This is a genomic window from Mycobacterium kubicae, from assembly GCF_015689175.1.
GTDB classification, from domain to species: domain Bacteria; phylum Actinomycetota; class Actinomycetes; order Mycobacteriales; family Mycobacteriaceae; genus Mycobacterium; species Mycobacterium kubicae.
This window is the reverse complement of record NZ_CP065047.1, coordinates 559,287-583,541: the sequence shown is the minus strand read 5'-3', so window position 1 is coordinate 583,541 and position 24,255 is coordinate 559,287. Positions and strand designations below refer to the sequence as shown.

24 protein-coding genes are annotated in these 24,255 nt (G+C 67.0%); 5 read left to right on the top strand and 19 right to left on the bottom strand.

The genetic code is table 11. The features are described 5' to 3' along the window. The first annotated feature begins 62 nt into the window (after nt 1-62). Nucleotides 63-890, top strand: a complete 828-nt coding sequence (locus tag I2456_RS02715; RefSeq protein ID WP_068157591.1) for a glycoside hydrolase family 16 protein — start codon at nt 63-65, stop codon at nt 888-890. Between the two features lie 3 nt (nt 891-893). Here I2456_RS02715 and I2456_RS02710 read toward each other — a convergent pair whose 3' ends face one another. Next, nucleotides 894-2,396: a glycosyltransferase family 39 protein gene (locus I2456_RS02710; RefSeq protein WP_174814173.1), complete on the bottom strand. Its 1,503-nt coding sequence runs from the start codon at nt 2,394-2,396 to the stop codon at nt 894-896. Between the two features lie 118 nt (nt 2,397-2,514). Between I2456_RS02710 and I2456_RS02705 the strand changes: the two genes are divergently transcribed. Then, a complete protein-coding gene (locus I2456_RS02705; protein ID WP_068024408.1) occupies nt 2,515-3,399 on the top strand; it encodes a cyclopropane mycolic acid synthase family methyltransferase in 885 nt (294 codons plus the stop codon). Between the two features lie 3 nt (nt 3,400-3,402). Here the strand turns inward: I2456_RS02705 and I2456_RS02700 are convergent, their stop codons facing one another. The 3 genes from I2456_RS02700 to I2456_RS02690 all read right to left on the bottom strand — a co-directional run bounded on the left by I2456_RS02700 (nt 3,403) and on the right by I2456_RS02690 (nt 6,582). After that, nucleotides 3,403-4,059 (bottom strand): nitroreductase family protein, encoded by a 657-nt coding sequence (locus I2456_RS02700; protein ID WP_085072508.1) that lies wholly within the window; start codon nt 4,057-4,059, stop codon nt 3,403-3,405. A 26-nt stretch (nt 4,060-4,085) separates the two neighbouring features. Then, on the bottom strand, nt 4,086-4,814 hold the full coding sequence (locus tag I2456_RS02695) for a sulfite exporter TauE/SafE family protein (RefSeq protein ID WP_085072509.1): 729 nt from the start codon (nt 4,812-4,814) through the stop codon (nt 4,086-4,088). 193 nt (nt 4,815-5,007) lie between these two features. Further along, nucleotides 5,008-6,582 carry a PPE family protein gene (locus I2456_RS02690; RefSeq protein ID WP_085072510.1) on the bottom strand — a complete coding sequence of 525 codons (1,575 nt, stop codon included), beginning with the start codon at nt 6,580-6,582 and terminating at the stop codon, nt 5,008-5,010. Nucleotides 6,583-6,945: 363 nt separating this feature from the next. Here I2456_RS02690 and I2456_RS02685 point away from each other — a divergent pair, with 363 nt between their 5' ends. Together I2456_RS02685 and I2456_RS02680 are read left to right on the top strand one after the other, a co-directional pair. Next, a complete protein-coding gene (locus tag I2456_RS02685; RefSeq protein ID WP_163703770.1) occupies nt 6,946-7,107 on the top strand; it encodes a hypothetical protein in 162 nt (53 codons plus the stop codon). Continuing rightward, nucleotides 7,104-7,757, top strand: a complete 654-nt coding sequence (locus I2456_RS02680) for a TetR/AcrR family transcriptional regulator (RefSeq protein WP_241007849.1) — start codon at nt 7,104-7,106, stop codon at nt 7,755-7,757. Before I2456_RS02685 ends, I2456_RS02680 begins: the two co-directional genes overlap by 4 nt. Nucleotides 7,758-7,767: 10 nt before the next feature. On the opposite strand, the gene I2456_RS02675 is transcribed toward I2456_RS02680, so the two are convergent. The 4 genes from I2456_RS02675 to I2456_RS02660 all read right to left on the bottom strand — a co-directional run bounded on the left by I2456_RS02675 (nt 7,768) and on the right by I2456_RS02660 (nt 10,633). Further along, nucleotides 7,768-8,064: a hypothetical protein gene (locus I2456_RS02675; RefSeq protein WP_068024391.1), complete on the bottom strand. Its 297-nt coding sequence runs from the start codon at nt 8,062-8,064 to the stop codon at nt 7,768-7,770. Then, nucleotides 8,061-9,548, bottom strand: coding sequence for a class I adenylate-forming enzyme family protein (locus I2456_RS02670; protein ID WP_085072512.1), 1,488 nt, complete (start codon nt 9,546-9,548; stop codon nt 8,061-8,063). Before I2456_RS02670 ends, I2456_RS02675 begins: the two co-directional genes overlap by 4 nt. Nucleotides 9,549-9,643: 95 nt before the next feature. Next, nucleotides 9,644-10,012: a hypothetical protein gene (locus tag I2456_RS02665; protein ID WP_068024384.1), complete on the bottom strand. Its 369-nt coding sequence runs from the start codon at nt 10,010-10,012 to the stop codon at nt 9,644-9,646. 90 nt (nt 10,013-10,102) lie between these two features. Then, nucleotides 10,103-10,633, bottom strand: coding sequence for a methyltransferase family protein (locus I2456_RS02660; protein WP_085072513.1), 531 nt, complete (start codon nt 10,631-10,633; stop codon nt 10,103-10,105). A gap of 78 nt (nt 10,634-10,711) precedes the next feature. Here I2456_RS02660 and I2456_RS02655 point away from each other — a divergent pair, with 78 nt between their 5' ends. Beyond that, a complete protein-coding gene (locus tag I2456_RS02655) occupies nt 10,712-11,302 on the top strand; it encodes a TetR/AcrR family transcriptional regulator (protein ID WP_068024472.1) in 591 nt (196 codons plus the stop codon). Here I2456_RS02655 and I2456_RS02650 read toward each other — a convergent pair. The 11 genes from I2456_RS02650 to I2456_RS02600 all read right to left on the bottom strand — a co-directional run bounded on the left by I2456_RS02650 (nt 11,299) and on the right by I2456_RS02600 (nt 24,240). Beyond that, entirely contained in the window at nt 11,299-12,084 is a 786-nt protein-coding gene (locus tag I2456_RS02650) for a crotonase/enoyl-CoA hydratase family protein (RefSeq protein ID WP_068024377.1), read from the bottom strand. The two genes, I2456_RS02655 and I2456_RS02650, sit on opposite strands and share 4 nt — an antisense overlap. A 27-nt stretch (nt 12,085-12,111) precedes the next feature. Then, nucleotides 12,112-13,521 (bottom strand): WS/DGAT/MGAT family O-acyltransferase, encoded by a 1,410-nt coding sequence (locus I2456_RS02645; protein ID WP_068024373.1) that lies wholly within the window; start codon nt 13,519-13,521, stop codon nt 12,112-12,114. A 43-nt stretch (nt 13,522-13,564) separates the two neighbouring features. Further along, nucleotides 13,565-14,767, bottom strand: a complete 1,203-nt coding sequence (locus tag I2456_RS02640) for an alpha/beta hydrolase (RefSeq protein WP_085072514.1) — start codon at nt 14,765-14,767, stop codon at nt 13,565-13,567. Nucleotides 14,768-14,858: 91 nt separating this feature from the next. Then, nucleotides 14,859-15,395 carry a hypothetical protein gene (locus tag I2456_RS02635; protein ID WP_085072515.1) on the bottom strand — a complete coding sequence of 179 codons (537 nt, stop codon included), beginning with the start codon at nt 15,393-15,395 and terminating at the stop codon, nt 14,859-14,861. 1 nt (nt 15,396) lies between these two features. Next, entirely contained in the window at nt 15,397-16,647 is a 1,251-nt protein-coding gene (locus I2456_RS02630) for a molybdopterin-dependent oxidoreductase (RefSeq protein WP_085072516.1), read from the bottom strand. Then, the gene (locus I2456_RS02625; RefSeq protein WP_085072517.1) at nt 16,644-17,294 is read right to left on the bottom strand and encodes a methyltransferase domain-containing protein; all 651 of its coding nucleotides are present in this window, start codon (nt 17,292-17,294) and stop codon (nt 16,644-16,646) included. Before I2456_RS02625 ends, I2456_RS02630 begins: the two co-directional genes overlap by 4 nt. A 149-nt stretch (nt 17,295-17,443) precedes the next feature. Next, complete coding sequence (locus I2456_RS02620; protein ID WP_082965979.1) at nt 17,444-18,850, bottom strand: nitrate/nitrite transporter; 1,407 nt, start codon at nt 18,848-18,850, stop codon at nt 17,444-17,446. An 11-nt stretch (nt 18,851-18,861) separates the two neighbouring features. Further along, nucleotides 18,862-19,233 carry a Rieske (2Fe-2S) protein gene (locus I2456_RS02615; protein ID WP_068163862.1) on the bottom strand — a complete coding sequence of 124 codons (372 nt, stop codon included), beginning with the start codon at nt 19,231-19,233 and terminating at the stop codon, nt 18,862-18,864. Further along, nucleotides 19,230-21,671: a nitrite reductase large subunit NirB gene (gene nirB, locus I2456_RS02610; protein ID WP_241007939.1), complete on the bottom strand. Its 2,442-nt coding sequence runs from the start codon at nt 21,669-21,671 to the stop codon at nt 19,230-19,232. The genes I2456_RS02615 and nirB overlap by 4 nt, the downstream gene beginning before the upstream one ends. Before the next feature lie 105 nt (nt 21,672-21,776). After that, nucleotides 21,777-22,130, bottom strand: a complete 354-nt coding sequence (locus I2456_RS02605; protein ID WP_169717171.1) for a molybdopterin oxidoreductase — start codon at nt 22,128-22,130, stop codon at nt 21,777-21,779. Next, on the bottom strand, nt 22,123-24,240 hold the full coding sequence (locus I2456_RS02600; RefSeq protein ID WP_169717172.1) for a molybdopterin oxidoreductase family protein: 2,118 nt from the start codon (nt 24,238-24,240) through the stop codon (nt 22,123-22,125). The genes I2456_RS02605 and I2456_RS02600 overlap by 8 nt, the downstream gene beginning before the upstream one ends. Nucleotides 24,241-24,255 lie beyond the last annotated feature (15 nt).

Here is a 24,255-nt window from a genome sequence, read left to right as displayed (position 1 = left end):
GAAGTGCCTTACGGGTATCGCACCGGGGCTGATGCCCGTGCTCGAGAGATTGGTGGTGTCAGATGGATCGTCGCAGCATGTTGCTGAGCACGGGGCTCGGCATGCTGGCGGCCGCAGCCGCGCTTCGCGTTCCGGAAGCCCAGGCCCACCCGGCACCTCCACAAGCCCCGTCCGCGGGCGCCGGCGGCCCCTACATCTTCCAGGACGAATTCGACGGCCCGGCGGGTTCGGCGCCCGATCCGGGCAAGTGGACGGTGCAGAGCTGGCAGGACGACGTGTTCCCGCCGGTCGACGGCATCTACCGCGACGATCGCCGCAATGTTTTCCAGGACGGCAACTCCAACCTGGTGCTGATGGCCACCCAGGAGATGGGCAGCTACTACACCGGCAAACTGCGCGGCAACTGGCGCGGCATGATCAACACCACCTGGGAGGCGCGGATCAAGCTGGACTGCTTGAGCCCCGGCCTGTGGCCCTCGTTCTGGGCGGTCAACGAGGACCCGCTGCCCGACGGTGAGGTCGACATCTTCGAGTGGTACGGCAACGGCCAGTGGCCGCCGGGAACCACGGTCCACGCGGCTTCCAACGGCAAGACGTGGGAAGGCAAGTCCATCCCGGGTCTGGTCGACGGCGGCTGGCACACCTGGCAGATGCGCTGGGATGAAAGCGGCTTCAAATTCTCCCGCGACGGCGCCCAGTACTTCAGCGTGCCGCCCAAGCCCATTCACGTCGCCGGCGGCGCGCCCGACGATTTCCGCTGGCCGTTCAACAACCCCGGCTACTGGCTGTCGCCGATGTTCACCCTCGCGGTCGGCGGCGTCGGCGCCGGCGACCCGGCCGCCGGGCGGTTCCCCGCCAGCATGCTGGTCGACTACATCCGCGTCTGGTAGCGCTTATCGCACCCCTTGGATGACCTGAACCAGGTTGAACTGCCAGCGTTCGGTCAACCGGAAGCCCAAGTCGTGCGGCACCGCGAAGGCCGGAGTGACTCCGTAGCGGTCCCCGGGCGGCAGCGCCACACCCTGCTCGTGCGCGGGCCGGGACGCGTCGGCCTGGGTGATGATCCACACCACCTTGCAGTGGCTCAGCGGTTCGGCGACGACTTCGGGGATCAGGTTGGTGTCGAAGACGTCGTTGCGGTCGATGGCGCGCTGCCACAGGGTCAGGTCGTTGAGCTTGCGATATGCATCGGGACGCGCCGCCAGCAACGGCCGCATCGGCGCAGGCATGAACGTCACAGTGTCGTTGACCAGCAGGCAGTCCCCGGGAGCTGCATGCGCGGTGATCACATCGGCCACTTGGCTGTAGTCCATTCCGTACTTGGCATACGGGTTGCGTTGCGCGCCAAGGTAAGTCGGCACCGCGGCGACGGCGAAAAGGGCGAGGACCGCCGCCACCGCCCACGGCTTGAGGGGCAGCGCCGCCACGCATACACCGAGCACGAGGGCGACCGCCGGCACGGTGAAGGACAGGTAGCGCGGCGTGTAGATGGGGTGGACCAGCGCGGAGTACGCGATGATGAGCGCCGTCGGCATGACCAGCCAGGCCGCCGCGAGAGTCAACAATTCCCGCTGCGCCTGCTGCAGCGGGACATATCGGGTGAGCCACAGCACGAGTGCACCTGCCGCCACCAGGACCGAGAACACCGCGAACGACGGGCTGCGCTCAAAGTACTGCTGAATGACTACGTCCTCGATGGTCCGGTCACCGATGGGGCTGATCCATCGGATTTGATTCACCTGTCCGACGACCGTCAGCAAGAACGGCGTCAAGGCGCACACGGCCGCCACCGACGCGAGCGCGAAACGCCACCACACCCGCCGATGGAAGAGGCCGAGATAGGCGCCATACGCCACCGGCAACAACACCAGGTAGGTGTCGAGCGCCACCGACATCGCCGCAGCCACGCCATAAGGCAGCCATGACTTCGCGTCATCGCGACGTGCGGCGCGTACCAGCAGCACGGTCAACCACGCCGCGGCCAGCATCGACAGGGCCGAGGGACGCGCTTCGATGCCGGCCCAGGTCGAACGCGGCAGTATCGCGCAGAACACGCCGGACGTGACCGCGACGGTGCGCGACGAGAACTGCCGGCCCAGCACCACCACACCCGCGGCCGCACCGCCGACGGCCAGCGCGCTGGGTAAGCGGGAAAAGAATTCGGTGGGCGGGAAGACCCGGAACCAGCCGTACATCAGCAGGTAGTACAGCCCGTGCACGGCGTCGACGTTGCCCAGCATGTGCCACAACTGACCGAGAGATCGGCTGTAAGACGCCGAGATGGTGGCGGCCTCGTCGTACCAGAACGAGGGACGAGCCGCGCCGCACAGACTGACCGCGGTGGCCACGACGCCGACGATCAGCGGGTCTGCGGATTCGGTTCGGGGAGCGCTCACCGAACGGTTATGTTGCCAGAACCGGCCGGGTATGCGTGGGCCGCGGCCCGCACGGCGGCCGCCGAATGTTACGGTTCGGCCCGAAAACACCCACCCATCGACGTCCGAAGGCTGCGCTTTGCCCGATCAACCCAGTGACAACGCCGGCTTGAAGCCGCATTTCGAAGACGTCCAGGCGCACTACGACCTATCGGACGACTTCTTCGCGCTCTTCCTGGACCCGACGCGGACCTACAGCTGCGCCTACTTCGAACGCGACGACATGACGCTCGAAGAGGCGCAGCTGGCCAAGATCGACCTGGCGCTGGGCAAGCTGGGGCTGGAGCCGGGCATGACGCTGCTCGACATCGGCTGCGGCTGGGGCGCCACGTTGCGGCGAGCGCTCGAGCGCTACGACGTCAACGTCGTCGGCCTGACCTTGAGCCGCAATCAGCACGCCCACGTGCAGCAACTGTTCGACGCCCACCCCAGCACGCGTGACAAGCGGGTGCTGCTGCAGGGCTGGGAGCAGTTCGACGGGCAGGTGGATCGCATCGTGTCCATCGGCGCCTTCGAGCACTTCGGGCGCGACCGCTACGCCGACTTCTTCAAGACGGCCTACGAGGCGCTGCCCGCCGACGGCGCGATGCTGCTGCACACCATCATCAAGCCCAGCGACGAGGAATTCGCCGAACGCGGTCTGCCCATCACCATGACCAAGATCCGGTTCATGAAGTTCATCATGGACGAGATCTTCCCGGGCGGAGATCTGCCCGGCGCCAATGTCGTGGTGGACCATGCGCAGCGGGCCGGCTTCGACGTCACCCGGGTGCAGCAGCTGCGGCTGCACTACGCACGCACCCTGGACACCTGGGCCGAGGCGCTGCAGGCGCGCCGCGACGAAGCCATCGCCGTGCAATCCGAAGAGGTCTACGACCGGTACATGAAGTACCTGACCGGCTGCGCCGAGCTGTTCCGCGAGGGCTACACCGACGTCGCGCAGTTCACCCTCGTCAAGGGCTGACCTTCACAGCGGCGGACCGTCGAAGGACTCCCTGGTCGCGATCTCGCGCAGCGGTTTGCGGGTCAGCTTCTTGACTTGGCGCACCGGCTTGCCCAGCGGGACGACGGCCGCGACGGCGAACTGCTCGGGGATGTTGAGCAGCTCCTTCACCGCGGGTTCGCGGGCTACCACCATCGTGGTCAGCACACCGCCGAAACCCTCGTTGCGGGCGGCCAGCAGCACGTTCCACACGAACGGATACACCGACGCACCGCTGATCACCCCGATACGGTCGAGGTCTTGATCCAGCGCCGCGGCGACGCTGAGGTCAAGGCAGAAGACGAGCACCACTTGGGCCTCGAGGACCGGCTTGCCGAACGAGCTTCCGTCGGTGGCCGCGATCGTCTGCGCGTCGACTCCGCACGGGGACAACGGGTTCCACGGCGACTCGCCATGCTGAGCCTGGGCCAGGTACCGCTGGGCGCCCGGGATGGTCAACTCGGCGAGCGTGGCACGAGTCCCCATGTCGCGCACGGCGATCACCCGAACGCCCTGCCGATTGCCGCCGGTGGGAGCAAAGCGCGCGTTGTCCAGGATGCGGTGCAGGGTCTCATCGGGCAGCGGGTCGTCGGTGAACTGCCGGACCGCTGCCGTGGTGCGCATGACGTCGTAGAGTTCCACCCCACCATCATGGCAATGGGCAGGTGTCACCCAGTGCCGATGGCGACGAACATCCCGGCGCCCGCGACGACCAGGACGACGTCGATCACCAGCGCGAAGGTGCGGGGACCCAGCCGCCGCACGACCGGGCGGGCCAGGAACGGGCCGATCATCAGCGCGGTTCCGATCGCCAGGCCCCGCACCAGAACCACGGGCGGCAGTGCCCCGAGTTGGCCGAAGGTGGCCATCTTGCCCGCGTAGAGCACCAGCGAGCTGGCGGCTTCGGTGCCCAGGAACGCCCCGCCGGACAGCCCGTATCCGGTGAAGACGGGGACGCTGAGTGGCCCGGTCGACAGAATCATCCCGGTGAGGAAGCCGACGACGGCACCGGCGACCGACAACTGCCAGGGGCGGACCCGCCATTGCCGCGTGGCGATGATCCTGCGCACCGGAACCATGGCGAAGAAGAAGACGCCGAGCGACCCATCGACGACGGCTTGCGGAATGGTCAGCAAGGTGTGGGCGCCGACGGCCGCGGCGGGCAGGCCCGGGATGGCGTAGGCCAGCACCGGCCGCCACCTGATGTGTCGCCACCAGGCCGCGACGCGGGCCACGTTGGCCAGCACCGCCGCAATCGCCATGACCGGTACGGCAACGCGGGGCCCGTACATCATCACCAATGTCGGCAGCAGCACCAACGACGATCCGGTGCCGATGAGGCCACCCAGGACGCCGGCGGCCAGGGCGAGGAGAAAAAGGACTGCAAGAGCAGACATGGCGGACCTTCTCGGCGGCGCGCGGCACGCCGCCGGAGATCCGCCAGGCTTTTATCCGGTCAGATGACCGCACCCGATCCGCGGGTGCGGTGGCGCCGCTTGGACCAGGCACGCGGGTGACGTCGGAACCCTAGGCGCTATCGACAGCGACGGTAGCACGCAGACACCGCAGACAAGCACCGAGACGAGCCCGCTACTGATCCCAGGTTTGGGGCATCATCGGCATACTCGGGCCCCCACCGAAGTCGTCCTGCGCCAGTGTGGTCAACCCCGACGGCTGCGCAGTCGACTCCTTGCTTGCCGTGCCGGCGAACCCGAATTCGCCGGCGCCGTGGTCGGAAGACAATGTCGGCTCTGGATCCTTCGGTGCTGTCCAGTCGGGGTCGACGCCGACGTTCATGTCCATGAACTCGTCGCCGAAGCCGCGTTGGGTGGCGCGTCGGCGGCGCCGCGCCCGTGCTTGTTCGCGCGCGGCCGCCGCGACCGCCGCGGCCGCGCTATCGGGTTGCGGCGCTTTCTTTTTGGCGCTGGCGCTGGCGTTGGCGCTGCTGCTCATTCCCGAGCCGAACCCGATACCCGGCGGTCCGACCGCGAAGGGCGGGGTGAAAGCCGCTCCCCCCGCTGCTGTGGGAGGCGGTGTGGGTGGTGCGGAGCCGGCGACGCTGCTCGCGGTGGGCGTTGGTGCGGGGGCGGGCGCAGCGGCGCCAGCGGCCGCGATGCCGGTGGGCGCCAGCCCCGCGGCGGACAACAGGTCAGGTGGTGGGGCCGGTACCAACGGTGGTGCAGCGACCACGGGCTGGGGAAAGGCCGCCAGCCCGGCGAGTCCGGCCAAGCCGCCGACGGCCCCCACCGGGGCCACCGCTGCGCCCAATCCGACCGCCAACACCGCCGACTGGCTGGCAAGGTAGGGAACGACTTCGGCGATGTGCAGCGGGAAATCGAACAGCTCCAGGCTGATGAGGTACTGAATGGCGAAGACCGGGTTGGTGGTGAGGTATTCGCCGAACTGCTGGAAATCCTCCAAGAGTTCGAGGCTTCGAACCACGTAGAAGATCGGCTGACTGGCGTCGGTGTAGGCGTCGAAGTCCAGTCCGTTGACCGTGCCCTCGGCCGGGTTCCAATTGATCCCGAAGTTCTGCAGGAACTGCGATATGGCCTGGTCGAGCGGGTTGTCGATGGTCGGGTCGTGCGCGAGTGTGTCGTCGGATATGCCGTCGAGGAATTGCTTGAGAATGGGCGGCACGCCGGGGCTGTTCTGCAGTTGGTTCAGTACCCCGATGGCGTCGGCTTGCGCTTGGTAGATGGCCATGGTGACCGCGGCCTGGATCCACATCTGCACGTACTGCAGTTCGTTGAGCGCAATCGGGATGGTGTTGATGCCGAAGAAGTTGGTCGCCACCAAGGCTCCGTGAACGGCATGGTTGGCGGCTAGCTCGGGCAACGTCGGCATGGCCGCCAACGCGGAGGTGTAGGCCGCGGCCATGGTTTCGTGTTGAATGGCCGCCTCTGCGCTGTTGGCGCTTTCCTGGGTCAGCCACGCCAGATACGGAACATGCGCGGCCGCATAGGATTCGGCACTTGGCCCCTCCCACGCCCCACCCTGGACGGTACCCAGTGCGGCGCTCAACTCCTGGGCCACAGAAGCGTACTCGGCGCTCAACTCATGCCACGCACCTGCCGCAGCCAGTAAGGACCCCGCCCCGGGCCCAGTGCTGAGCAAGGCCGAATGAACCTCCGGCGGTGCGGCCATCCAGATGGGCGCGGTCATCGGTCAACACCCCTTCCGTCGCAGGACACACTGACGAGCATGTGAAGAATCCCTGCGCTGGATATGAATATCATTTTCATTAAGTAAGCCGCGAGAGGGCCTTTTCACAAGTTGAGATAACGGTTGAGGCTCACCAGTGGGGCCGCTCGAGCGGCACGCACCGCGCCGCGGTTCGGTCACCCAAGGCCGTTGCATTTTATGCTTTCAAGCATAATTTTTGGCGGCCAACGCTCACGCCGCAGCGTTCAGCAGCCGGAATTCGGCGTTACATGCCCGTAATCAGCCGCTCTTCTTAGCGAGTTGCTAACTTTACAGCTGTCTTATATGCTCCTTAGCATAGTCATGAGCTGGAGGCCACGGCGCATGAGCAGAAACCCATATGTGGGAGACATCATGTGGATCATCGAAGTCAACGTTGCCGGCCACCGCTACACCCGCGAGATACCGAACCTGCGGCGCCGGTCCTTCCGGTTCAACCCACGCACCTTGCACTGGCCCGTAACCCGGCATTCACCCGCGGCATGACACGTCAGGATCCCTGCTCAACAAAGCGCGGTGCTACCCGCACCAAGATGCTGGTCAGCGCCGCCCAGGTCATGCGGGAATGTGGCGCGGCGGGTGTGACTATCGATGCGGTCCTCGCCCGCAGCGGTGCGCCGCGCGGTTCGGTGTACTACCACTTTCCCGACGGGCGCAACCAGATCCTCACCGAGGCACTGCGCTACGCCGGTGACACCATCACCGCGACCATCGACGCCGCGGTCGACCGGGGCGCCCGGGCCCTGTTGCGCGAGTTCGTCGAGTTCTGGGAGAACCTGTTGCTCGACGGCGGATTCACTGCCGGCTGCCCGGTGGTCGCGGCCGCGATCGGCTCGGCCGACGACGAACTGTCGCTGGCCAACGAGGCCGGCATCATTCTTGGTCGCTGGTGTACCGCATTGACGCGCGCCTTCGTGGCCGAAGGCTTCGCCGACCAAGACGCCGCCTCGCTGGCGGTCACCTCAATCGCCGCACTGGAGGGCGCCATCGTGCTGTGCCGCTCCACCCACAGCATCGGCCCGCTGCGCGAGGTAGGTGATCAGCTCGAATTCCTGATCAAGGCAAGGGAATTCGTGCGCCGCAATGGGCTGGCCGACAAGCGTGACGACGCTGGCGCTCGTTCAGTGGCTCAGTGATCGGCCGGCCTCAGTCACTGGCCGGCAGCGGCTTGACCTCTTTGAGTTCCAACCGGGTCTGTCCGACGCTCAAACTCCCGGCACCGGGCTTGGTGACCAACACCTCGGCGCCGGTTTCGTCGACATACCGCTTACCCATGACGCTGCCGTCGGCGAAGGCGGGGTCCAGTTCTCCGGAGCGCTCCCCCCCGATCGGCACCATCGGGGCTCCCCCGCAACGCAGATCGTCAAGGCTGTCAGAGCTTCTCACGACGATGACTTGGGTGTCGCACACCTGGCTGGCCAGCCGGGTTCCGTTCTTGATCATGCGCGCAGTCCTTCCAACCTCTGGATGATCTCCCGGCGAAGCACCTTGCCGGTGGCGGTGGTGGGCAGCTCGTCGCGAAACACTACCCGGTCGGGGGTCCGCGACCCTCGCAAACTCTTGCGGACATACTCACGTAATTCTTCGGGGTCAGGATCAGCACCGGCAGCCGGAACGACGACCGCGACGATCGCCTGACCCCACTCGTCGTCCTCAACGCCGACCACGGCGACGTCACGGACCGCGGGGTGTTCGATCAGCACTTCTTCCAGCTCGGCCGGCGCGATGTTCTCCCCGCCGCGAATGATGGTGTCGTCACTGCGTCCGCCGATGAACAGGTAACCGTCCTCGTCCAGCAGGGCGATGTCTTTGGTTGGGAACCAACCGTTTTCGTCGAGTACCGAGCCGACCCCGGTGTAGCGCCCGGAGACCTGCTCGCCGCGCACATACAGCTCGCCGCTGCAGCCGGGCCCCAACACGGTCCCATCGTCGTCGCGGATTTCCAGTTCGATGCCCGGCACCGGCCGTCCCACCGAGCCCAATCGGCGGGCGCCGCCGGCGTCGGTCGCCGCGAGCGCCGAGCGGTGGTCCTCCGGCGTGAGCACCGCGATGGTCGAACTGGTTTCGGTCAAGCCATAGGCGTTGACGAAGCCGACGTCCGGTAGCAGTTCCAACGCTCGGCGCACCAGCGGCAAGCCCACCCGCGAGCCACCGTAGGCCAGATTTCGCAGCGAAGGCAGCTTGTGGTCACCGGATTCCAGCACCGTGATGATCCGGTCCAACATGGTGGGCACCACGGTCGCGGTGGTCACGTGCTCGGCGTTGATCAGCCGAACCCATTCGTGGGCATCGAAATTGGGCAGATAAACCATCTTGCGGCCGGCATACAGGTTGGACAGCGCCGCGCCGACACCGGCGATGTGATAAGGCGGCACACAGATCAGCGCCGCGTCTTCGGTTGCCGCAGAATCGAATTCGACGGTCCCGGTGACATAGCTGGTCAAGTTGTTGTGCGTCAGCTCGACAGCCTTGGGCTGCGACGTAGTGCCCGAGGTGAACAGGACGATGGCCACCGAGTCCGGGTCGGGGAACTCGGCGGCGGGCTCGGCGCTGCCGGCCGCGGCGCGGAACTCCTCGGAGGTCAGCACCGACGCGCCGGTCACCATGTCGCGGTACCGCTCGTCGACGATCACCAGCGGCTCGGGCAATCGCTCGATCAGGGCGCCGATACCGTCGGCGGACAGCCGGTAGTTCAGCGGGGTGAACGGCAGCCCGGCGCGCGCCGCGGCGAAGATCAGCAGCGGCAGCATGGCCCCGCCGGTGCCGACGTACGCAACGTGGCGGGCGTTCGACGCCGCGATCACCCCGGCGCCGCCGTCAGCGAGATCGCTGAGTTGCTGGGTGGTCAGCCGCAAGTCGCCGCTGACCAGGGCGGTGCGATCGGGGTTGGTGGACGCCGCCATCTCGAGTAGCAGCGAAATGCTCATCCACGATCCTTCGGGGTCCGGGGCCCGTTACAAATCTTGGCCTTAGTGTAACCCATGGCCAGTGCGGCGGACCCGCGGCGGCGAATTACCCGCCCTCAGTTCGCCCGGGCGCACGCCGCGACCAACGCGTCGGGGTCATCGACGCTGATGGTGAGCCTGCTCAGGTTGATCGCCATGCCCACAGCCCGCGCGGGCACGGGTGGGTCGAGTACCAAGTCGACCAGGCCGTGCGCGGAACCGTTGACCAGCCACCCGCGTCCCGACGTGCCATGCACACCCCGAGAAAAGACGCGCCTTGAACTGTGTTGCGCACTGGCGATGGCCGTCAGCGGTATGGTCGCCTCGAATGCCCAGCCCATCTTCACGTGCAGATCGGGGCCGGAAATCCGGAGCGTGCTGGACTTCGGTCCGAGGCCCAGCGGAACGGTAAGCGGCAGCACCCAGCGGTCGTAGCGAATTTTCATAGCAGCAGTATCCCGCTGCCACCTTCTGGAGTTCTTCGCAAATTCTTGGCGGCCGTCAATCTCGCGCACCCGGTGGGTGCTGGCCGCGGGTCACGGCCAGGCCGAGATCCGCGGGATCCACCCAGGCACGTTGCGCCGGTACTCCACATAGTCGCGGCCGTAGCGCCGTTGCAGATGCGGCTCTTCCCACAACCGGATGACCGTCGCCTGAAGGGCCCCGAATATTGCGAACCACAACAGCAACCAGCCCGAAGCGGTCATGGCCGCCTCACCCAGCAGGATGCACAACACTGCGCTGATCATCGGATTGCGCACATGCCGGTACGGGCCCTGCACCACCAGCTTGACCGGCTCGCCGAGCATGTCACCGACACCGAGGGTGCCCTGACCCACTCGGTCGAACAGCGCGACCGTCCACACCAGCAAACCCAGGCCGAGGGCGACCAACAGGCCACCACCCGTGACCAGCGCGATGCTCGCCGGCGAATCGAGGCGGGGCGCCGACACCCCGGCCAAACCGGCGATCAGCGCCGGTATCACCAGCGTCATGGTGACCGGTGCGATCAAGAAGGACAGCAGGTGCCGCCACCACAACCGACGTTCATGCGTGTTCGTGTTCATTTCTTCAACCTCCGTTCAAGAATGAGAGTACGCGTGCTGCGTCCAATCATCAACGGGTGTTGAAGTATGCTCGGCGGCATGTCGGAACCTCGGCGCAGCGGCCGTTGGCGCACCGGTCAGTTGAGCAAGCAACGGATCATCGATGCGGCGCGCACCCGGTTCATGCGCGACGGATACGAGCGGGCCACCGTGCGCGCGATTGCCGCCGATGCGGGGGTGGACGTCGCGATGGTCTATTACTTCTTCGGCAACAAAGAGGGCCTGTTCACCGCCTCAGCGCTGACCGGACCGCAGCATCCGTTGCATCAGTTGGCCACGCTGCTCGACGAAGGGACCGACGACATCGGTTCGCGGCTGGTGCGACGCTTCGTCGAACACTGGGACTCCGGCGCGGGCTTCGAGCCGCTGCTGACGCTGTGGAGCTCAGCCGCGATCCAGCCCGCGGCACGAAAAGTGTTGCAGGACAGTCTTGCCGGGCCGATGGCCGAACGGGTCGCAACCGAGTTCGGGGTGCCCGACGCACGGCTGCGGGTCGAGTTGGTGGCCAGCCATCTGGCCGGTTTGGCCTTCGCGCGTTACCAGCTCAAGATCGAGCCGCTGGCCTCGACCAGCGTCGAGGAGTTGGTCTCCTGGCTCGGCCCGACGGTGCAGCGATATCTGACCGGCTAGCTCCCGGTCCAGCGGGGTGGGCGCTTTTCGGCGAAAGCGATGGCGCCTTCCTTGGCGTCGTTGGACATGAAGATCGGGGCCAGGATCTTCATCTGCTTGGCGAACCTGTCCTCCAGGCTCCAGCCGCGTGATTCGGTGATGATGCGTTTGGTGGCGGCCACCGCAAGCGGGCCGTTGGCGGTGATCTTCTCGGCCAGCTCGATGGCGGCGTCCAGCGCTTTGCCCGGCTCCGCCACGACGTTGACCAGCCCGAGCTCGTGAGCGCGTTCGGCCGACAGGTTGTCCCCGGTCAACGCCAGCTCCATGGCGATGGCGTAGGGGATCCGTTCGGGCAGCCGCAGCAGTCCCCCGCCGCCGGCGACCAGGCCGCGCTTGACTTCCGGGATGCCGAACGCCGAATCGCGGGCTGCCACGATCAGGTCGGTGGCCAGCGCCAATTCCGTTCCACCGGCCAGTGCGTAGCCTTCGACTGCTGCGATGAGCGGCTTGGCGGGTGGGCGTTCGGTGAAGCCCATACCCCGGCCTTCGACGACGACGTTCTCACCGCGCGCGAAGGCCTTGAGGTCCATGCCCGCGCAGAAGGAGCCGCCCGCGCCGGTCAGGATGGCCACCGACAGTCCGGCGTCGTCGTCGAGGCGGTCCATGGCGTCGGCCAGGCCTCTGCTGACCGCGGCGTTGACCGCGTTCTTGGCTTTGGGCCGATTGATCGTGATGATCAGAATGCGGTCGCGTTGTTCGACCAGGACTTCGGGTTCGGTAGCTTCGTCGCTCACAGTGCTGATGGTAACGGCCGCCGATCGTGCCTTCGATCAGGCCGGAGCCATCGCGGCCTCGACGACCGTCAGCTCCTCGGAAAGCCCTGCGGCGCGCCGTATTTCGACAAAGTCAGCCACCATGGCCTCGGTGACCTCATGCGGATCCTTGAGGGTTGCGCCGTCGGTGAGCACCGAGATGTTGAGCTGGTCGACATAGCTCCATACGGTGATGTTGAGCCCGCTGCCCGCGGTCAGCGGTCCCACCGAATAGATCTCGGTGACCAGCGCGCCGCCCACTCGGCCGCGCTCGCGCGGGCCGGGCACGTTGGAGATGTTCAGGTTGAGGATCTTGTTGTGCCCGTCGCGGCCGGAGGCATAACGGAAGAAGGCCTCGGTGGGCGCGGGCGGCATGTAGGACGCCCAGCGGCTGACCAATTCCGGACCCATCAGCTGATTGGCTTCCTTGGCCGAGATGGCGTTCTCGTGGCTGCACCGCACCCGTTCCAGCGGGTCCTCGCAGTCGGTGGGGATCGCCACCAGCATGCCGCTGAAGTAGTTGCCGGAGATCCGCTCGGGCGAGAAGTTGAAGCTGACCGGGACCGACGCCAGCAGCGGTTCGGCCTTGCCGTCATAGCGCAGCAGCAACTGGCGCAGCGCCCCGCTGGACATGGCCAACACCATGTCGTTGATGGTCGCGCCCAGCTTCTTGCCCGTCTCCTTGACGTCGGCCAGCGCCAGCGTGGCCGTGGCGAACCTGCGTTCGGGGGTGATCATGTGGTTCAAGAAGGTGCGCGGCGGGGTGAACGGCCGGGTCAATTCCGGGGAGAGCTTGCGCGAACTGCGTCGCACCCGGCCCAGCCCTTCGGCGGTGTAGCGCATCGTCGCCGGAATCCGTCCGAGGTGGCGCAGGTGGTCGACGAAGGCCGCGCTCATCAACTCCCGCCGGCTGGGAGCCGGGTCCGAGGTGTACGCGGTGGGTTCGGGGCTGGGCAGCAGGTCCATGCCGCGCGCCATCAGGTTGGCCGAGGCGACCCCGTCGGCCAGAGCATGATGGATCTTGGCGACGACGGCCACGCGCCCATGGGCAAGGCCGGTAATGAAATACATCTCCCACAGTGGGCGGCTGCGGTCCAGCGGCGTGCTGGCGATCTGGCCGATCGCCTCGTCCAGTTCCCGCCGGCCGCCCGGGGCGGGTAGCTGCCACGGCCGGATGTGGTACTCGACGTCGACGTCGCAATGCTCGCGCCACATCGGATGGTGGAACTTGAACGGGACGTCGATGAGCTGATAGGTCAACGGCTCGAGCTTGTCCAGGCGTCCTTTGAGGACCTGGCGGAACGCCTCGATCCCGAAGTCGCGCCTGTCCGGGTCGAGTTCGATGACGGCCGCCTTGATGGTGTGCATGTGCACATTCGGCGTCTCGCTGTAGAGCAGGACCGCATCCCAGCCGCTGAGCCGTTTCATCGCAGCCCCCTAGTCATAGGGCGACCGTACACTCGGCCGCGGGCTAGATAACCTCTTTGGCGAATTGGTCGCGGGTGCGATGAACCTGGTTGAGGAACAACGCGATCGCGTGCGCCATGGTGCCGGTGCGGGCACCGTCGACCAGGTCGAAACCGTGGCCCGCCCCGGGCAGTTCGACATAGGCGACCAGGGAGCGCGACACCGCGCGGAGACGCTCGACGAAGCTGCGTGCCTGAGCCACCGGAATGACGGTGTCCCGGCTGCCGTGGATCACCAGGAACGGCGGCGCGTTGGTGTGCACTCGCGCGATCGGGGAGGCATCGCGGAACACCTCGGGGTGGCGGTCGATGGACCGCTTGACGACCACCCGCTCGAGGAAATCGACGAAGCGGGCACGTTCGGGGGTGGACCGGTCCTCGAAGTCGTAGCGACCGTAGATCCCGACGACGGCGTCGACGGAGGTGTCGGAGCCCTCGGGCAGTTCGGCCTCGAATTTGGGATCGTTGGCGGTGAGGCCGGCCAGCGCGGAAAGGTGTCCGCCGGCCGAACATCCCGCGATCGTGATGAAGGTGCGGTCACCGCCGAACTTGTCGACGTTGGCCCGCGCCCAGGCGATGGCCGTCTTGACGTCGACGATGTGGCGCGGCCAGCGGTGGTGCGGCGAGACGCGGTAGTCGATGGACAGGCACACCCAACCGAGTTCGGCCAGACGCGACATCAGCGCGTAACCCTGAATGGCGCGGCTGCCGTGGATCCAGGCGCCGCCGGGCACGAAGATCATCACCGGCGCAGGCGTGCTGGGCAGGTCTTTGCGGCGCCAGACGTCGAGCAACTGGGCGGGATGGTCGCCGTAGTGGACGTTGCGGCGGTAGAGGTAGCGACGGTGCCGGCGCGCGCCGGCCACCGGCGGCGTGCGTTCCGGCTCGGGCCAGGCTCCGTCGAGGTCGGCGGCGGACACGATGCCGCGCAGCGCCGTGACGGAGACCTCGTTGGTGCTGGCCCGGTCCTTGCGGCGCACCTCATTGGTGCCCGGGGTCATCCATTCCTTGGCCATGGCGGACATCAGTTCGGGGGCCTGGCGAACACCCCAGACGCCCATTGCGGTCACGCAGCCCAACGGCTCGAGGTGCTTGCCCACCACCGGAAGGGAAGCCCCCGCGACGCTCATGGCCAGCAGGTAATCGGCTGGTCGGGCGCGAAGGAACCATTTAACGCAGGGGGCAATAGCTGGCCTCGTCGCCGTCATGAGGGGGAGCGTACCCCGGGAGGTCAGAAGTAACCCAGCATTATCTGCTGTGTATTTACCGTCGCGACAATTGCTTAGCTTTCCGATTTTGCTAGTCAGCATGCCGCAGCTGGTCGTGGGCGGTCGCCGCGTTCGCGGGGTCCGTGCGTCGGCGAACAAGAATTAACCGGATCGCGTAGCTGACGGCGCTGCCGGCAAACATTGCCGCGACCAGCAGCAGCCACCTGCCCAGGTATGGCTGCTGGGTCTGTCCGGTTGCGGCCTGATAGGTCGGCGCGCCCTGCTCGATGATGCCGGGCAGGAAAACCAGCAGGGTGAGTCCGGCTCCGAGGATCGGAACGCGAATGTGATTGCGCGCGGCCAGGTTTGAGGTCGCACGCGGCGGCACCAGCCTGCTCAGCAGCCAGTCGATGAGGGTGTAGAGCGGGAAGAAGACGAAGTCGTGAGCGATGACAGCGACGGCGAACCAGACCGCAATCGATTGCCACCACTTGTCCGGGTTCCATAGCGCGGTTGGGGTAACCGTGGCCAGGATGTACCCGAACAGCGCGAACCCGCTCACCATGGTCAGCAGATGGAGCGGATGAGATCCATAGTGGGCGGCCAAACCCTTTGCGCTGTTGATCATTTCATTCCGCCTGAAAGTCGATGGCGGCCACCCACTTGGTGTTGTGCACACCGGGCAGGGCGGGAACGATGATCCGGACCGGGTAACCGTGGTCCAGGGGCAGTTCGGCGCCGTTGACACGCAACGCCAGTAGCGCGTCGGGATCATGAATCTGGTTGCGCTGCAATGCCGCGGTGCTGAACGCCCCACCACGCTCCAGCGAGGCGACGCGCGCCGAACGCGCCGCCGGCACACCGGCCCGGTGCGCCAGATCGGCCAGACGCACGCCGCTCCAGGTTTGCACCGTCGACCAGCCCTCGACGCAGGCGATCGGCAGTCGGGCGGTGTGTTGGGGCATGGCGGCCAGCGCGGCGCGGTCCAAAGTGATCTCGGCGGCCCCACCGCGCAACACCAATCGCCAACTGGCGCCGGTGTTTTCGGCGGTGACGCCGGCCGCCGCGGCCGTCCTGTTGACGGGGAAATCGCCGGTGTCCCGGGCGGATCGACCCCGCGGCACCAGCAGCGCGGCGCCGCGCGCCGCGCCGCCGAGGGTTTGGCCGACCGTCAGCACCGCCAGTAACAGCACTCCGGAGCCCACCAACGCCAGCGCACCGCGTCTGCTCATCGTCGGCTGGGCCGGGTCGGCCGCCACCAGGCCGGACGGATCGACAGGCTGAGCCTTGGTGTCAGAAGTGTTGGTGCGCAATACTTCTCGTAGCGGCAGTGACCGCAGACCCGTGCGCAGGTGTGGAATCTTGAGGGCGATGTGCATCAGGAAGCCGGTGATGAAGATCCAGGCGCCGAAGTAGTGTCCGGTGTAGAAGCTGAACCCGAAGATGTAGTCGTACTGGATGTTGAGGACACCGGTGACGATTTCGAAAAGCACCCCACCGACCAGCATCACCAGCGACAAGCGCTCCAACAGCTGAGCAATCGAGCGGGCCGGCGGCCAGACGAACAGTCGGGGAATCACCGACCACAGCTTCGCCAGCACCACCGGGATGACCAGCAGGCCCAGCCCGACGTGCAGGCCCTGCGTCAGCCGATAGAGCCACGAGGGCCGGGTGGGCCAGGCGAACGGCGGTAGGCGCAGCCAGCCGACATCTGCGGGGATGGCCTGGCCCAACTGTGGCGAATACGCCACGTACGACAGCAATCCGGTGATGACAACGATCGGCAGGATTATCAGCAGAACCAGCCCGAACACCGACGTCAGCCAGGGGCCACGCAGCGGGCTGCGGAAACGTCCCAGCTGACGCGGAGGTCGGCTCACATAGCCACCAGGGTGGCGAGGATGCGACCGCTCATCAACCGGACGTTGGTCAGCGACAGCCCCACCTGGGCGGCCAAGGTGGCGGCGCTGTCGATGCCGACCGTTGCCCAGCGAAACCAGGGCCCGATGTCGGTTCCCGATTCCAGGCGCACCCAGCGGGTACGGATACCGAGGGTGGGCGCGTCGAATTCGGCGATGCAGCGCCCGCCGCGGGCGAGCAACTCGGCGGCTCGGCTCAGGATCCGCTGCGGGTCACCGCCCAGGCCGACGTTTCCGTCGACCAGCAGCACCGTCTGCCAGCGCCCCATGCCGGGCAGCGGATCGAAGACATCGCCGAGCAGGGCCGGAGCGCCGCCCCGGCCGGCCAGCCGGATCGCGGTGGCCGATCGGTCGATGCCCAATGCGGGGATGCCCCGTTGCACCAGGCGCGCCACCAGGCGTCCGGGGCCGCAACCCAGTTCGATGGTGGGGCCGGCGCACAACTGGGCGACCGCTTCGTCGAACGCCTCGTCGGACACATCGCGTTCGTCGGGGATGTCGGCGTCGCCGAGCCAGCGGTGCACCGGCAGCGGATGGACCTCGCCGTCGTCATGACGCAGCCAACACCGTTCGCCCGTGAGTGCCCGGTCGTAAAGCTGCCCACGCATGTCACGTCCCTTGCTTCGTGCTTGACCACGTCGCGCGGACGCGCGGCGACAGCTGGCGATAACCCCATCCGCCAATACGTCCATCGTTACCCCAAACGCGGCTCGGTTACACAAGCTGTCAAGGGTTACGTTCGCGCCGATGAAATGGTTCAAACGAGGGCGGCGACGCTGCGCCGGCGGACGTACGCGGCGTACGTCACCACCATGCAGATCAGGTAGAACGCCAGGAACACCCAGAACGCCGTCGTCGCCGACTTGGCGGGTCCGGCGTAGGAGGCGTGCAGCACCACGTTGATGCCGACCCCGCCCAGCGCGCCGACGGCACCGGCGATGCCGATCAGCGCACCGGACATGGCCCGCTCCCAGCTGAGCGTGGCGACGGCCGAATGATCTTTCAGGGCAAGGGATTTCGCGGCGAAGATGGACGGGATCATCTTGTAGACCGATCCGTTGCCGATACCGGAGATGACGAACAGCAGGATGAAGCCGATGACGTAGGCCAGCATGATGCCCGAGCTGATCTTGCCGGGCTGGGCGTCGTCTCGGATGCCGGCGGCGATCAGGACGCCGGTGGCCGCGGCCATGGCGACAAAGCACCACATGGTGATCTTGGCGCCGCCGATCCGGTCGGCGAGCAGTCCGCCCAGCGGCCGGCTCAGCGACCCCAGCAGCGGGCCCAGAAAGGCGATCTGGGAGGCGTGCAGGGCGGCGGTGGCCGGGGTGGTGCCCGGGGTGGCCAGGTAGTTGATCTGCAGCACCTGCCCGAAGGCGAAGCTGTAGCCGATGAAGGACCCGAAGGTGCCGATGTAGAGGAACGAGATCAGCCAGGCGTCGGCGTAGCGCAGTACCTGCAGCATCGCCGCGCCGTTGGACTTCTGCCCGTCGAGGTTGTCCATGAACAGCGCCGCGCCCAGCGCCGCGACCCCGACGAGCACGAGGTAGGTGGCGCACACGATCTGTGGTGAGCGGTTGCCCAGGGTGGCGACGACGAGCAGGCCGAGCAGTTGAATGACCGGCACGCCGATGTTGCCGCCGCCGGCGTTGAGACCCAGTGCCCAGCCTTTGAGGCGGACCGGGAAGAACGAGTTGATGTTGGTCATGGACGAGGCGAAGTTGCCGCCGCCGAACCCGGCGAAGGCGGCGATCACCAGGCAGGTGGTGTAGGACGCGGCCGGGTGCACCATGAACCACCACGTCAGCGTCAGGGGAATCAGCAACAACAAGGCGCTGACGATGGTCCAGTTCCGACCGCCGAACCGGGCGACGGCGGTGGTGTAGGGCAACCGCAACACCGCCCCGACGAGCGTGGGCACCGCGACCAGGTAGAACTTGCCCGCGGCGTCGATGTGGTAGACGGTCTGCGGCATGAACAGCACCATCACCGACCAGATGGACCACACCGAGAACCCGACGTGCTCGGCGAAGATCGACCAGATGAGGTTGCGCCGGGCGATCTTGCTGCCGCCGTTGCGCCAGGCGTGCAGGTCTTCGGGATCCCAACCGGAGATGCGCCGGGAGCGCCGCCGGGTGGCGGGTGGGTCGGGGGCCAGGGTGATGGGTTGAGCGGTCACAGCGATCTCCCTCGACTCGACTGGGATAGCGCGCCGTTGCGCTCGGGGTTGGGGCCCTGCTCCATGCGCAGGTGGATGGTTCCGGTGTCGTCGGCGTGCACGGCGTAGGCGGACACGGCGGGGCCGTCGCTCGCGACCTCGGCGCCGGTCTGTAGGTCGTAGGTGAAGCCGTGCAGCGGGCAGACGACCACCTCGGCGTCGGTGAGCCCGTCGGCCAACGGGCCGCCGCGGTGCGGGCAGACCGCGTCCAGGGCGCGCAGCGAGCCGTCTCGCAGCCGGAAGACCGCGATCTGTCGGCCGTCGACCGCGTAGGCGCGGCCCTGACCGACCGGGATGTCCTCGACGGGACCCAGCGTGATCTCGGTCATCGCACCGGCACCTGCGGCAGCGGTATCAGCGGCAGTGCAGGCCGGAACTGTGCGGCCTCGGCTTCGTTCTGGCTTTCCCGCCACGGATCACGGTAGGAGTCAACCGATTTCTGCATCCGGGCGTCGAGGTCGGCGGCGATGCCCTCGCTGTCGTCGACTACCACGGCGCGCAGGTGCTCGATCCCCACCCGCGGCACGAAGGTGTAGGTGCGTTCCAGCCAGTTGGCGTTTTCCCGGTAGTACTGCAGGAATCGGCCGGTCAGGGTCATCACGTCGTCGGGGTTGTCGACGGTGGCCAGCAGGTCGCCCTTGCGGACGTGGGCGCCGGCCGCGCCGCCGACGTAGATCTGCCATTGGCCGCCCTCGATGGCGACGACGCCGAGGTCCTTGCACAGCGCCTCGGCGCAGTTGCGGGGGCACCCGGTGACGGCGAGTTTCATCTTCGCCGGGCTCGGCAGGCCTTGGTAGCGTTCCTCGATCGCGATGCCCAGCGCTGTGGAGTCGCCTAACCCGTAGCGGCAGAAGTCGCTGCCCACACAGGTTTTCACGGTGCGGAAGCTCTTGCCGTAGGCGTAGCCGGACGGCATGTCCAGGTCCTGCCACACCGCGGGCAGGTCCTCTTTGCGCACGCCGAGCAGGTCGATGCGCTGACCGCCGGTCAGCTTGATCATCGGGATGTCGTATTTGTCGGCGACGTCGGCGATCTTGCGCAGTTGCTCGGCGCTGGTGACCCCGCCCTTGAGCTGGGGTACCACCGAGAAGGTGCCGTCGCGTTGGATGTTGCCGTGCACCCGGTCGTTGATGAATCGGCTGTCGCGCTCGTCGACGAACTCATCGCCCCACATCATGTCCAGCAACGAGGCCAGTGCCATCTTCGAGTTGGCGTCTTCGCGGCCGTCCGGTGCGAGTGCGGCGAACACCGAGGACACCGAATGCAGCTCGAGTTCGCGGATTTTGCGCATCAGCTCGGGCTTGTCGTAGGGGATGCTGGGCACATACCAATTGGCCTGCGGGTCTTCGGTGACCGACGCCCCGGCTTGGGTGGCCGCCCAGTCCACGATCTGGCCCACCAGTCCCTTGCAGGATCCGCAGCCCTTGCCGGCCCGGGTCGCCGACATCACGCCGGCCAGGGATGTCTGACCGTCGTTGACGCAGTTGACGATTGCGGCCTTGCTGACGCCGTTGCAGTTGCACACCTGCGCGTCGTCGGCCAATTCGGCAGCGCCGGTGGCCACTTCGGGGGTGCCGATGTCGAACATCAGCGACACGCGTTCCGGTGGTAACGGCAGCCCACGGTCGAAGGCCTGCATCAAGAACGCGACCTTGCTGACGTCGCCCACCAGGGTGGCGCCGATCAGCTTGTCGTCGCGCACCACGACGGTCTTGTAGACGCCGTGCTTGGGCTCGGAATACTGCACGAATTCGTCGTCGTCGCGTTCGGGGCATTTGACGCCCATGGCGGCAACGTCGACACCGGCGACCTTGAGTTTGGTGGCGGTGCGTGAACCATGGTATGCCGCTTTGGGATTGGTGCCGGTAATGTGGTCCGCCAGCACGGTGCACTGTTCCCACAGCGGCGCCACCAGGCCGTAGACCTGGCCGCGGTGCTGGGCGCACTCCCCCACTACGTAGATGTCGTCGTCGTCGATCGAGCGCATCTGGTCGTCGACGACGATGGCTCGTTCCACGGTCAGCCCGGCGCGCTGTGCCAGACCCACATTGGGCCGAATGCCGGCGGCCAATACCAGCATGTCGCAGGCCAATTGGCTGCCGTCGGTGAATTCGATGGCGCTGGGCAGGCCGTCTTTGCTGAGCATCCGAATAGTCCGCTTGCCGGTGAGCACCTCGATGCCCAGCGCCTCGACCAGGCGGCGCAGGATGCCGCTGCCGTGGTCGTCGAGTTGGGCGTTCATCAGGGTGGGCCCGCCCTGCACCACGGCCGCCTGCAGCCCCCGGTTCTGCAGGCCACGCGCGGCCTCCAGGCCCAGCAGCCCGCCGCCGATGACGGCGGCTTTGCTTCGGCCCTGCGCGAATTCGATCATGGTGGCGCAGTCGTCGAGGCTGCGGAAACCGAAGACGCCGGGCGCCAGGGTCGTGTTGTCTTGCCAGATGCCGTCGATCGGCGGGAAGAACGACCTGCTCCCGGTGGCCAGGATCAGCTTGTCGTAGCGCAGGATGGTCCCGTCGTCGGCATAGACCAGGTGCGCGAATGGGTTGATGCGCACCACGCGCACCCCGGCACGCAGTTCGATGCCGTTCTCGGCGTACCAGTCCAGCGGATTGAGGTAGATCTCCCCCGCGTCGTCGGACCCGGCCAGCACATTGGACAGCAGGATGCGGTTGTAGTTGCCGTAGGGTTCGTCGCCGAAGACCGTGATGGCGAATTTCTCACCGCCGCCGCGGGCGATTATCTCTTCGACCGCACGCGCGCCGGCCATACCGTTGCCGACCACCACCAGCTGGGCCAGCTTGGCCCGGGCGTGGCCGTTGGTTTCGGGCTGGGCATGCCCCACCAGTGTCGTCATGAGTCCTCCCGGGCCCGATCAGATTTCGACGAGGCCGATGTCGACGAAGACGGTGCCGCTCAAGCCGTCCGGTGCGGCGACGAACACCTCCAGGACGGTGTCGGCGATCAGGTCTTCGACGACGCGAAGCGGTACGTGCACAGCGTCTTTGGCGCCGATGGGGAAATACCGCATCGGGGCGCCGTCGCGCATGATGACGATGGTGACCAGCTCGGCGGTGCTGTTGCCGCCGCGAAAGTACACCGGCTGGGTGATCGCCCCGGCCGGTACGACGTAGCGCAGCGACGAGTCGAGCAGGACCGGCGACTCGTAGCCCTTTCCGTCAAACGTGAACGATCCCTGCAGGAATTGCGGTGTGCTGCCATCACCCATGGGTCAGATCTCCCTCTTCGATCGGTGCATCGGCTGCTTCGATGCGGGTCACCGCGACCGCGCACACCTTGAACGACGGCATGCGCGAATGCGGGTCCAGTTCCGGATTGGTCAATCGGTTGATGCAGGCCGCGCCGCCCCAATGGAACGGGGCGAATACGGTGTCGGGGCGGATGCCGGTGTCGGTGCGAGCCGTCATCACCACCTCGCCGCGACGCGTCCGTAGCCGCACTTTGTCCCCGGCGCGGGCACCGAGGCGTTGGGCGAGCGTGGGGTGCATCTCGACCACCGGTTCCGGTTCAGCCTCGGCGAGCTGGGGGACCCGCCGGGTCTGGGTGCCGGACTGGTACTGGCGCAACAGGCGGCCGGTGGTGAGGTAGTAGGGGTATTCGTCGTCGGGCAGTTCGGGGGTAGCGCGCTGCTCGACGGCGTGAAAGCGTGCCCGCCGGTCCGGGGTCGGGAAGTCTTCGACGAACATCCGTGGCGTGTCGGCATACGACGGCGACGGGCACGGCCAGAACACTCCGTCGTGGTCGGCGATGCGTTGGTAGCTGATGCCGCGGTAGTCGGATTTGCCGCCGGCGCTGGCGCGGGTCAGTTCGTCGAACACCTCCTCGGGTTCGGCGGAAAACCCCTGTACGCCCAGGCGTTTGGCGAGGTCGGCCATGACGTCGAGGTCGGTGCGGACGTCGTCGGGTGCGGCGACGGCCGCGCGCCGCAAGATGACCCGACCTTCCAGGTTGGTCATGGTCCCCGACTCTTCGGCCCACTGGGCGGTGGGGAGCACGACGTCGGCCAGCGCGGCGGTCTCGGACAAGAAGATGTCGGAAACCACCAGGAAGTCGAGTTCGGTGAGTTTCTCGGTGAGGTGCAACGCGTTGGGCGCGGAGACCACGATGTTGGACGCCAGCACCCACAGGGCCCGCAGCCCGCCGGGAGTGCCTATGCCGTCGAGCATTTCGTAGGCCGACTGGCCGGGCGCCGGGAGGTCGGCCGGGTTGATGCCCCATACCTGGGCGACGTGGGCGCGCGCGGCGGGGTCGTCGAGTTTGCGGTAGCCGGGCAGTTGGTCGCATTTCATGCCGTGTTCGCGGCCGCCTTGGCCGTTGCCCTGACCGGTCAGGGTGGCAAAGCCGCTGTAGGGACGTCCCGGCAGGCCCAGCGCCAACGCGAGATTGATGAATGCTTGCGCGGTGTCGGTGCCGCTGCTGTGTTGTTCGGCGCCGCGGGCGGTCAGGATCATGGCGCGCTTGGCGCCGGCGAGCATGCGTGCGGCGGTCACGATGTCGTGCTCGGGAACCCCGGTGATGCGTTCCACCCGGTCGGGCCAGTACAGGCGCACCGCCCGGCGCACCGCGTCGAAGCCGGTGGTCCGGTCGGCGATGTAGTCGCTGTCGATGAGTCCTTCGCGGACAATGACATTCAGCATTCCGTTGGCCAGTGCCAGGTCGGTACCGGGGACGGGCTGCAGGTGCAACTCGGCGCGGCGCGCGGTGGCGGTGCGCCGCGGGTCCACGACGATGTGCTTGGTGCCACGGGCGCGGCCTTCGTCGAAGAACTGCATCGACGGCGGCAGGGTGTCGGCGGGGTTGCCGCCGACGATCAGGACGACGTCGGCGTGCGCGACGTCGGCCAAGGGAAATGGCAGTCCGCGGTCGATGCCGAACGACCGGTTCGATGCCGCCGCCGCCGATGACATGCAGAATCGCCCGTTGTAGTCGATCGCCGCGCTGCGCAGCGCGACGCGGGTGAATTTGCCCAGCTGATAGGCCTTTTCGTTGGTCAATCCACCGCCGCCGAAGCAGCCCACCGCGTCGCGCCCGTGGTCGTGCTGGATGGTCTGGAAGTTGGCGACGATGCGTTCCAGCGCCTCGTTCCAGGTCGCCGGTCGCAGTGCGGAGTTGCGGTCATCGCGTACCAGGGGGCCGGTCAGCCGGTCGGGGTGGTTCAGCAACTCCGCGGCGGTCCAGCCTTTGGCGCACAGCCCGCCGCGGTTGGTCGGGAAGTCGCTTTGCGGCGCGAGTTCCACCACCCCCTGCGACACATCCAGGGTGATGCCGCACTGCAAAGCGCAGTACGGGCAATGCGTTTTCGTCGGCGCCGAACCCATTCGTTCTCACCTCCT

Excerpts from the sequence above, each read along its gene's own strand:
- nirB (WP_241007939.1), bottom strand. The coding sequence starts at position 21,671 with ATGGCCGGCGCGCGTGCGGTCGAAGAGATAATCGCCCGCGGCGGCGGT.
- I2456_RS02605 (WP_169717171.1), bottom strand. The coding sequence starts at position 22,130 with ATGGGTGATGGCAGCACACCGCAATTCCTGCAGGGATCGTTCACGTTT.
- I2456_RS02685 (WP_163703770.1), top strand. The coding sequence starts at position 6,946 with ATGAGCAGAAACCCATATGTGGGAGACATCATGTGGATCATCGAAGTC.
- I2456_RS02680 (WP_241007849.1), top strand. The coding sequence starts at position 7,104 with ATGACACGTCAGGATCCCTGCTCAACAAAGCGCGGTGCTACCCGCACC.
- I2456_RS02635 (WP_085072515.1), bottom strand. The coding sequence starts at position 15,395 with ATGATCAACAGCGCAAAGGGTTTGGCCGCCCACTATGGATCTCATCCG.
- I2456_RS02625 (WP_085072517.1), bottom strand. The coding sequence starts at position 17,294 with ATGCGTGGGCAGCTTTACGACCGGGCACTCACGGGCGAACGGTGTTGG.
- I2456_RS02665 (WP_068024384.1), bottom strand. The coding sequence starts at position 10,012 with ATGAAAATTCGCTACGACCGCTGGGTGCTGCCGCTTACCGTTCCGCTG.
- I2456_RS02670 (WP_085072512.1), bottom strand. The coding sequence starts at position 9,548 with ATGAGCATTTCGCTGCTACTCGAGATGGCGGCGTCCACCAACCCCGAT.
- I2456_RS02715 (WP_068157591.1), top strand. The coding sequence starts at position 63 with ATGGATCGTCGCAGCATGTTGCTGAGCACGGGGCTCGGCATGCTGGCG.
- I2456_RS02690 (WP_085072510.1), bottom strand. The coding sequence starts at position 6,582 with ATGACCGCGCCCATCTGGATGGCCGCACCGCCGGAGGTTCATTCGGCC.
- I2456_RS02615 (WP_068163862.1), bottom strand. The coding sequence starts at position 19,233 with ATGACCGAGATCACGCTGGGTCCCGTCGAGGACATCCCGGTCGGTCAG.
- I2456_RS02695 (WP_085072509.1), bottom strand. The coding sequence starts at position 4,814 with ATGTCTGCTCTTGCAGTCCTTTTTCTCCTCGCCCTGGCCGCCGGCGTC.
- I2456_RS02645 (WP_068024373.1), bottom strand. The coding sequence starts at position 13,521 with ATGAAACGGCTCAGCGGCTGGGATGCGGTCCTGCTCTACAGCGAGACG.
- I2456_RS02660 (WP_085072513.1), bottom strand. The coding sequence starts at position 10,633 with ATGAACACGAACACGCATGAACGTCGGTTGTGGTGGCGGCACCTGCTG.
- I2456_RS02640 (WP_085072514.1), bottom strand. The coding sequence starts at position 14,767 with ATGACGGCGACGAGGCCAGCTATTGCCCCCTGCGTTAAATGGTTCCTT.
- I2456_RS02675 (WP_068024391.1), bottom strand. The coding sequence starts at position 8,064 with ATGATCAAGAACGGAACCCGGCTGGCCAGCCAGGTGTGCGACACCCAA.
- I2456_RS02655 (WP_068024472.1), top strand. The coding sequence starts at position 10,712 with ATGTCGGAACCTCGGCGCAGCGGCCGTTGGCGCACCGGTCAGTTGAGC.
- I2456_RS02600 (WP_169717172.1), bottom strand. The coding sequence starts at position 24,240 with ATGGGTTCGGCGCCGACGAAAACGCATTGCCCGTACTGCGCTTTGCAG.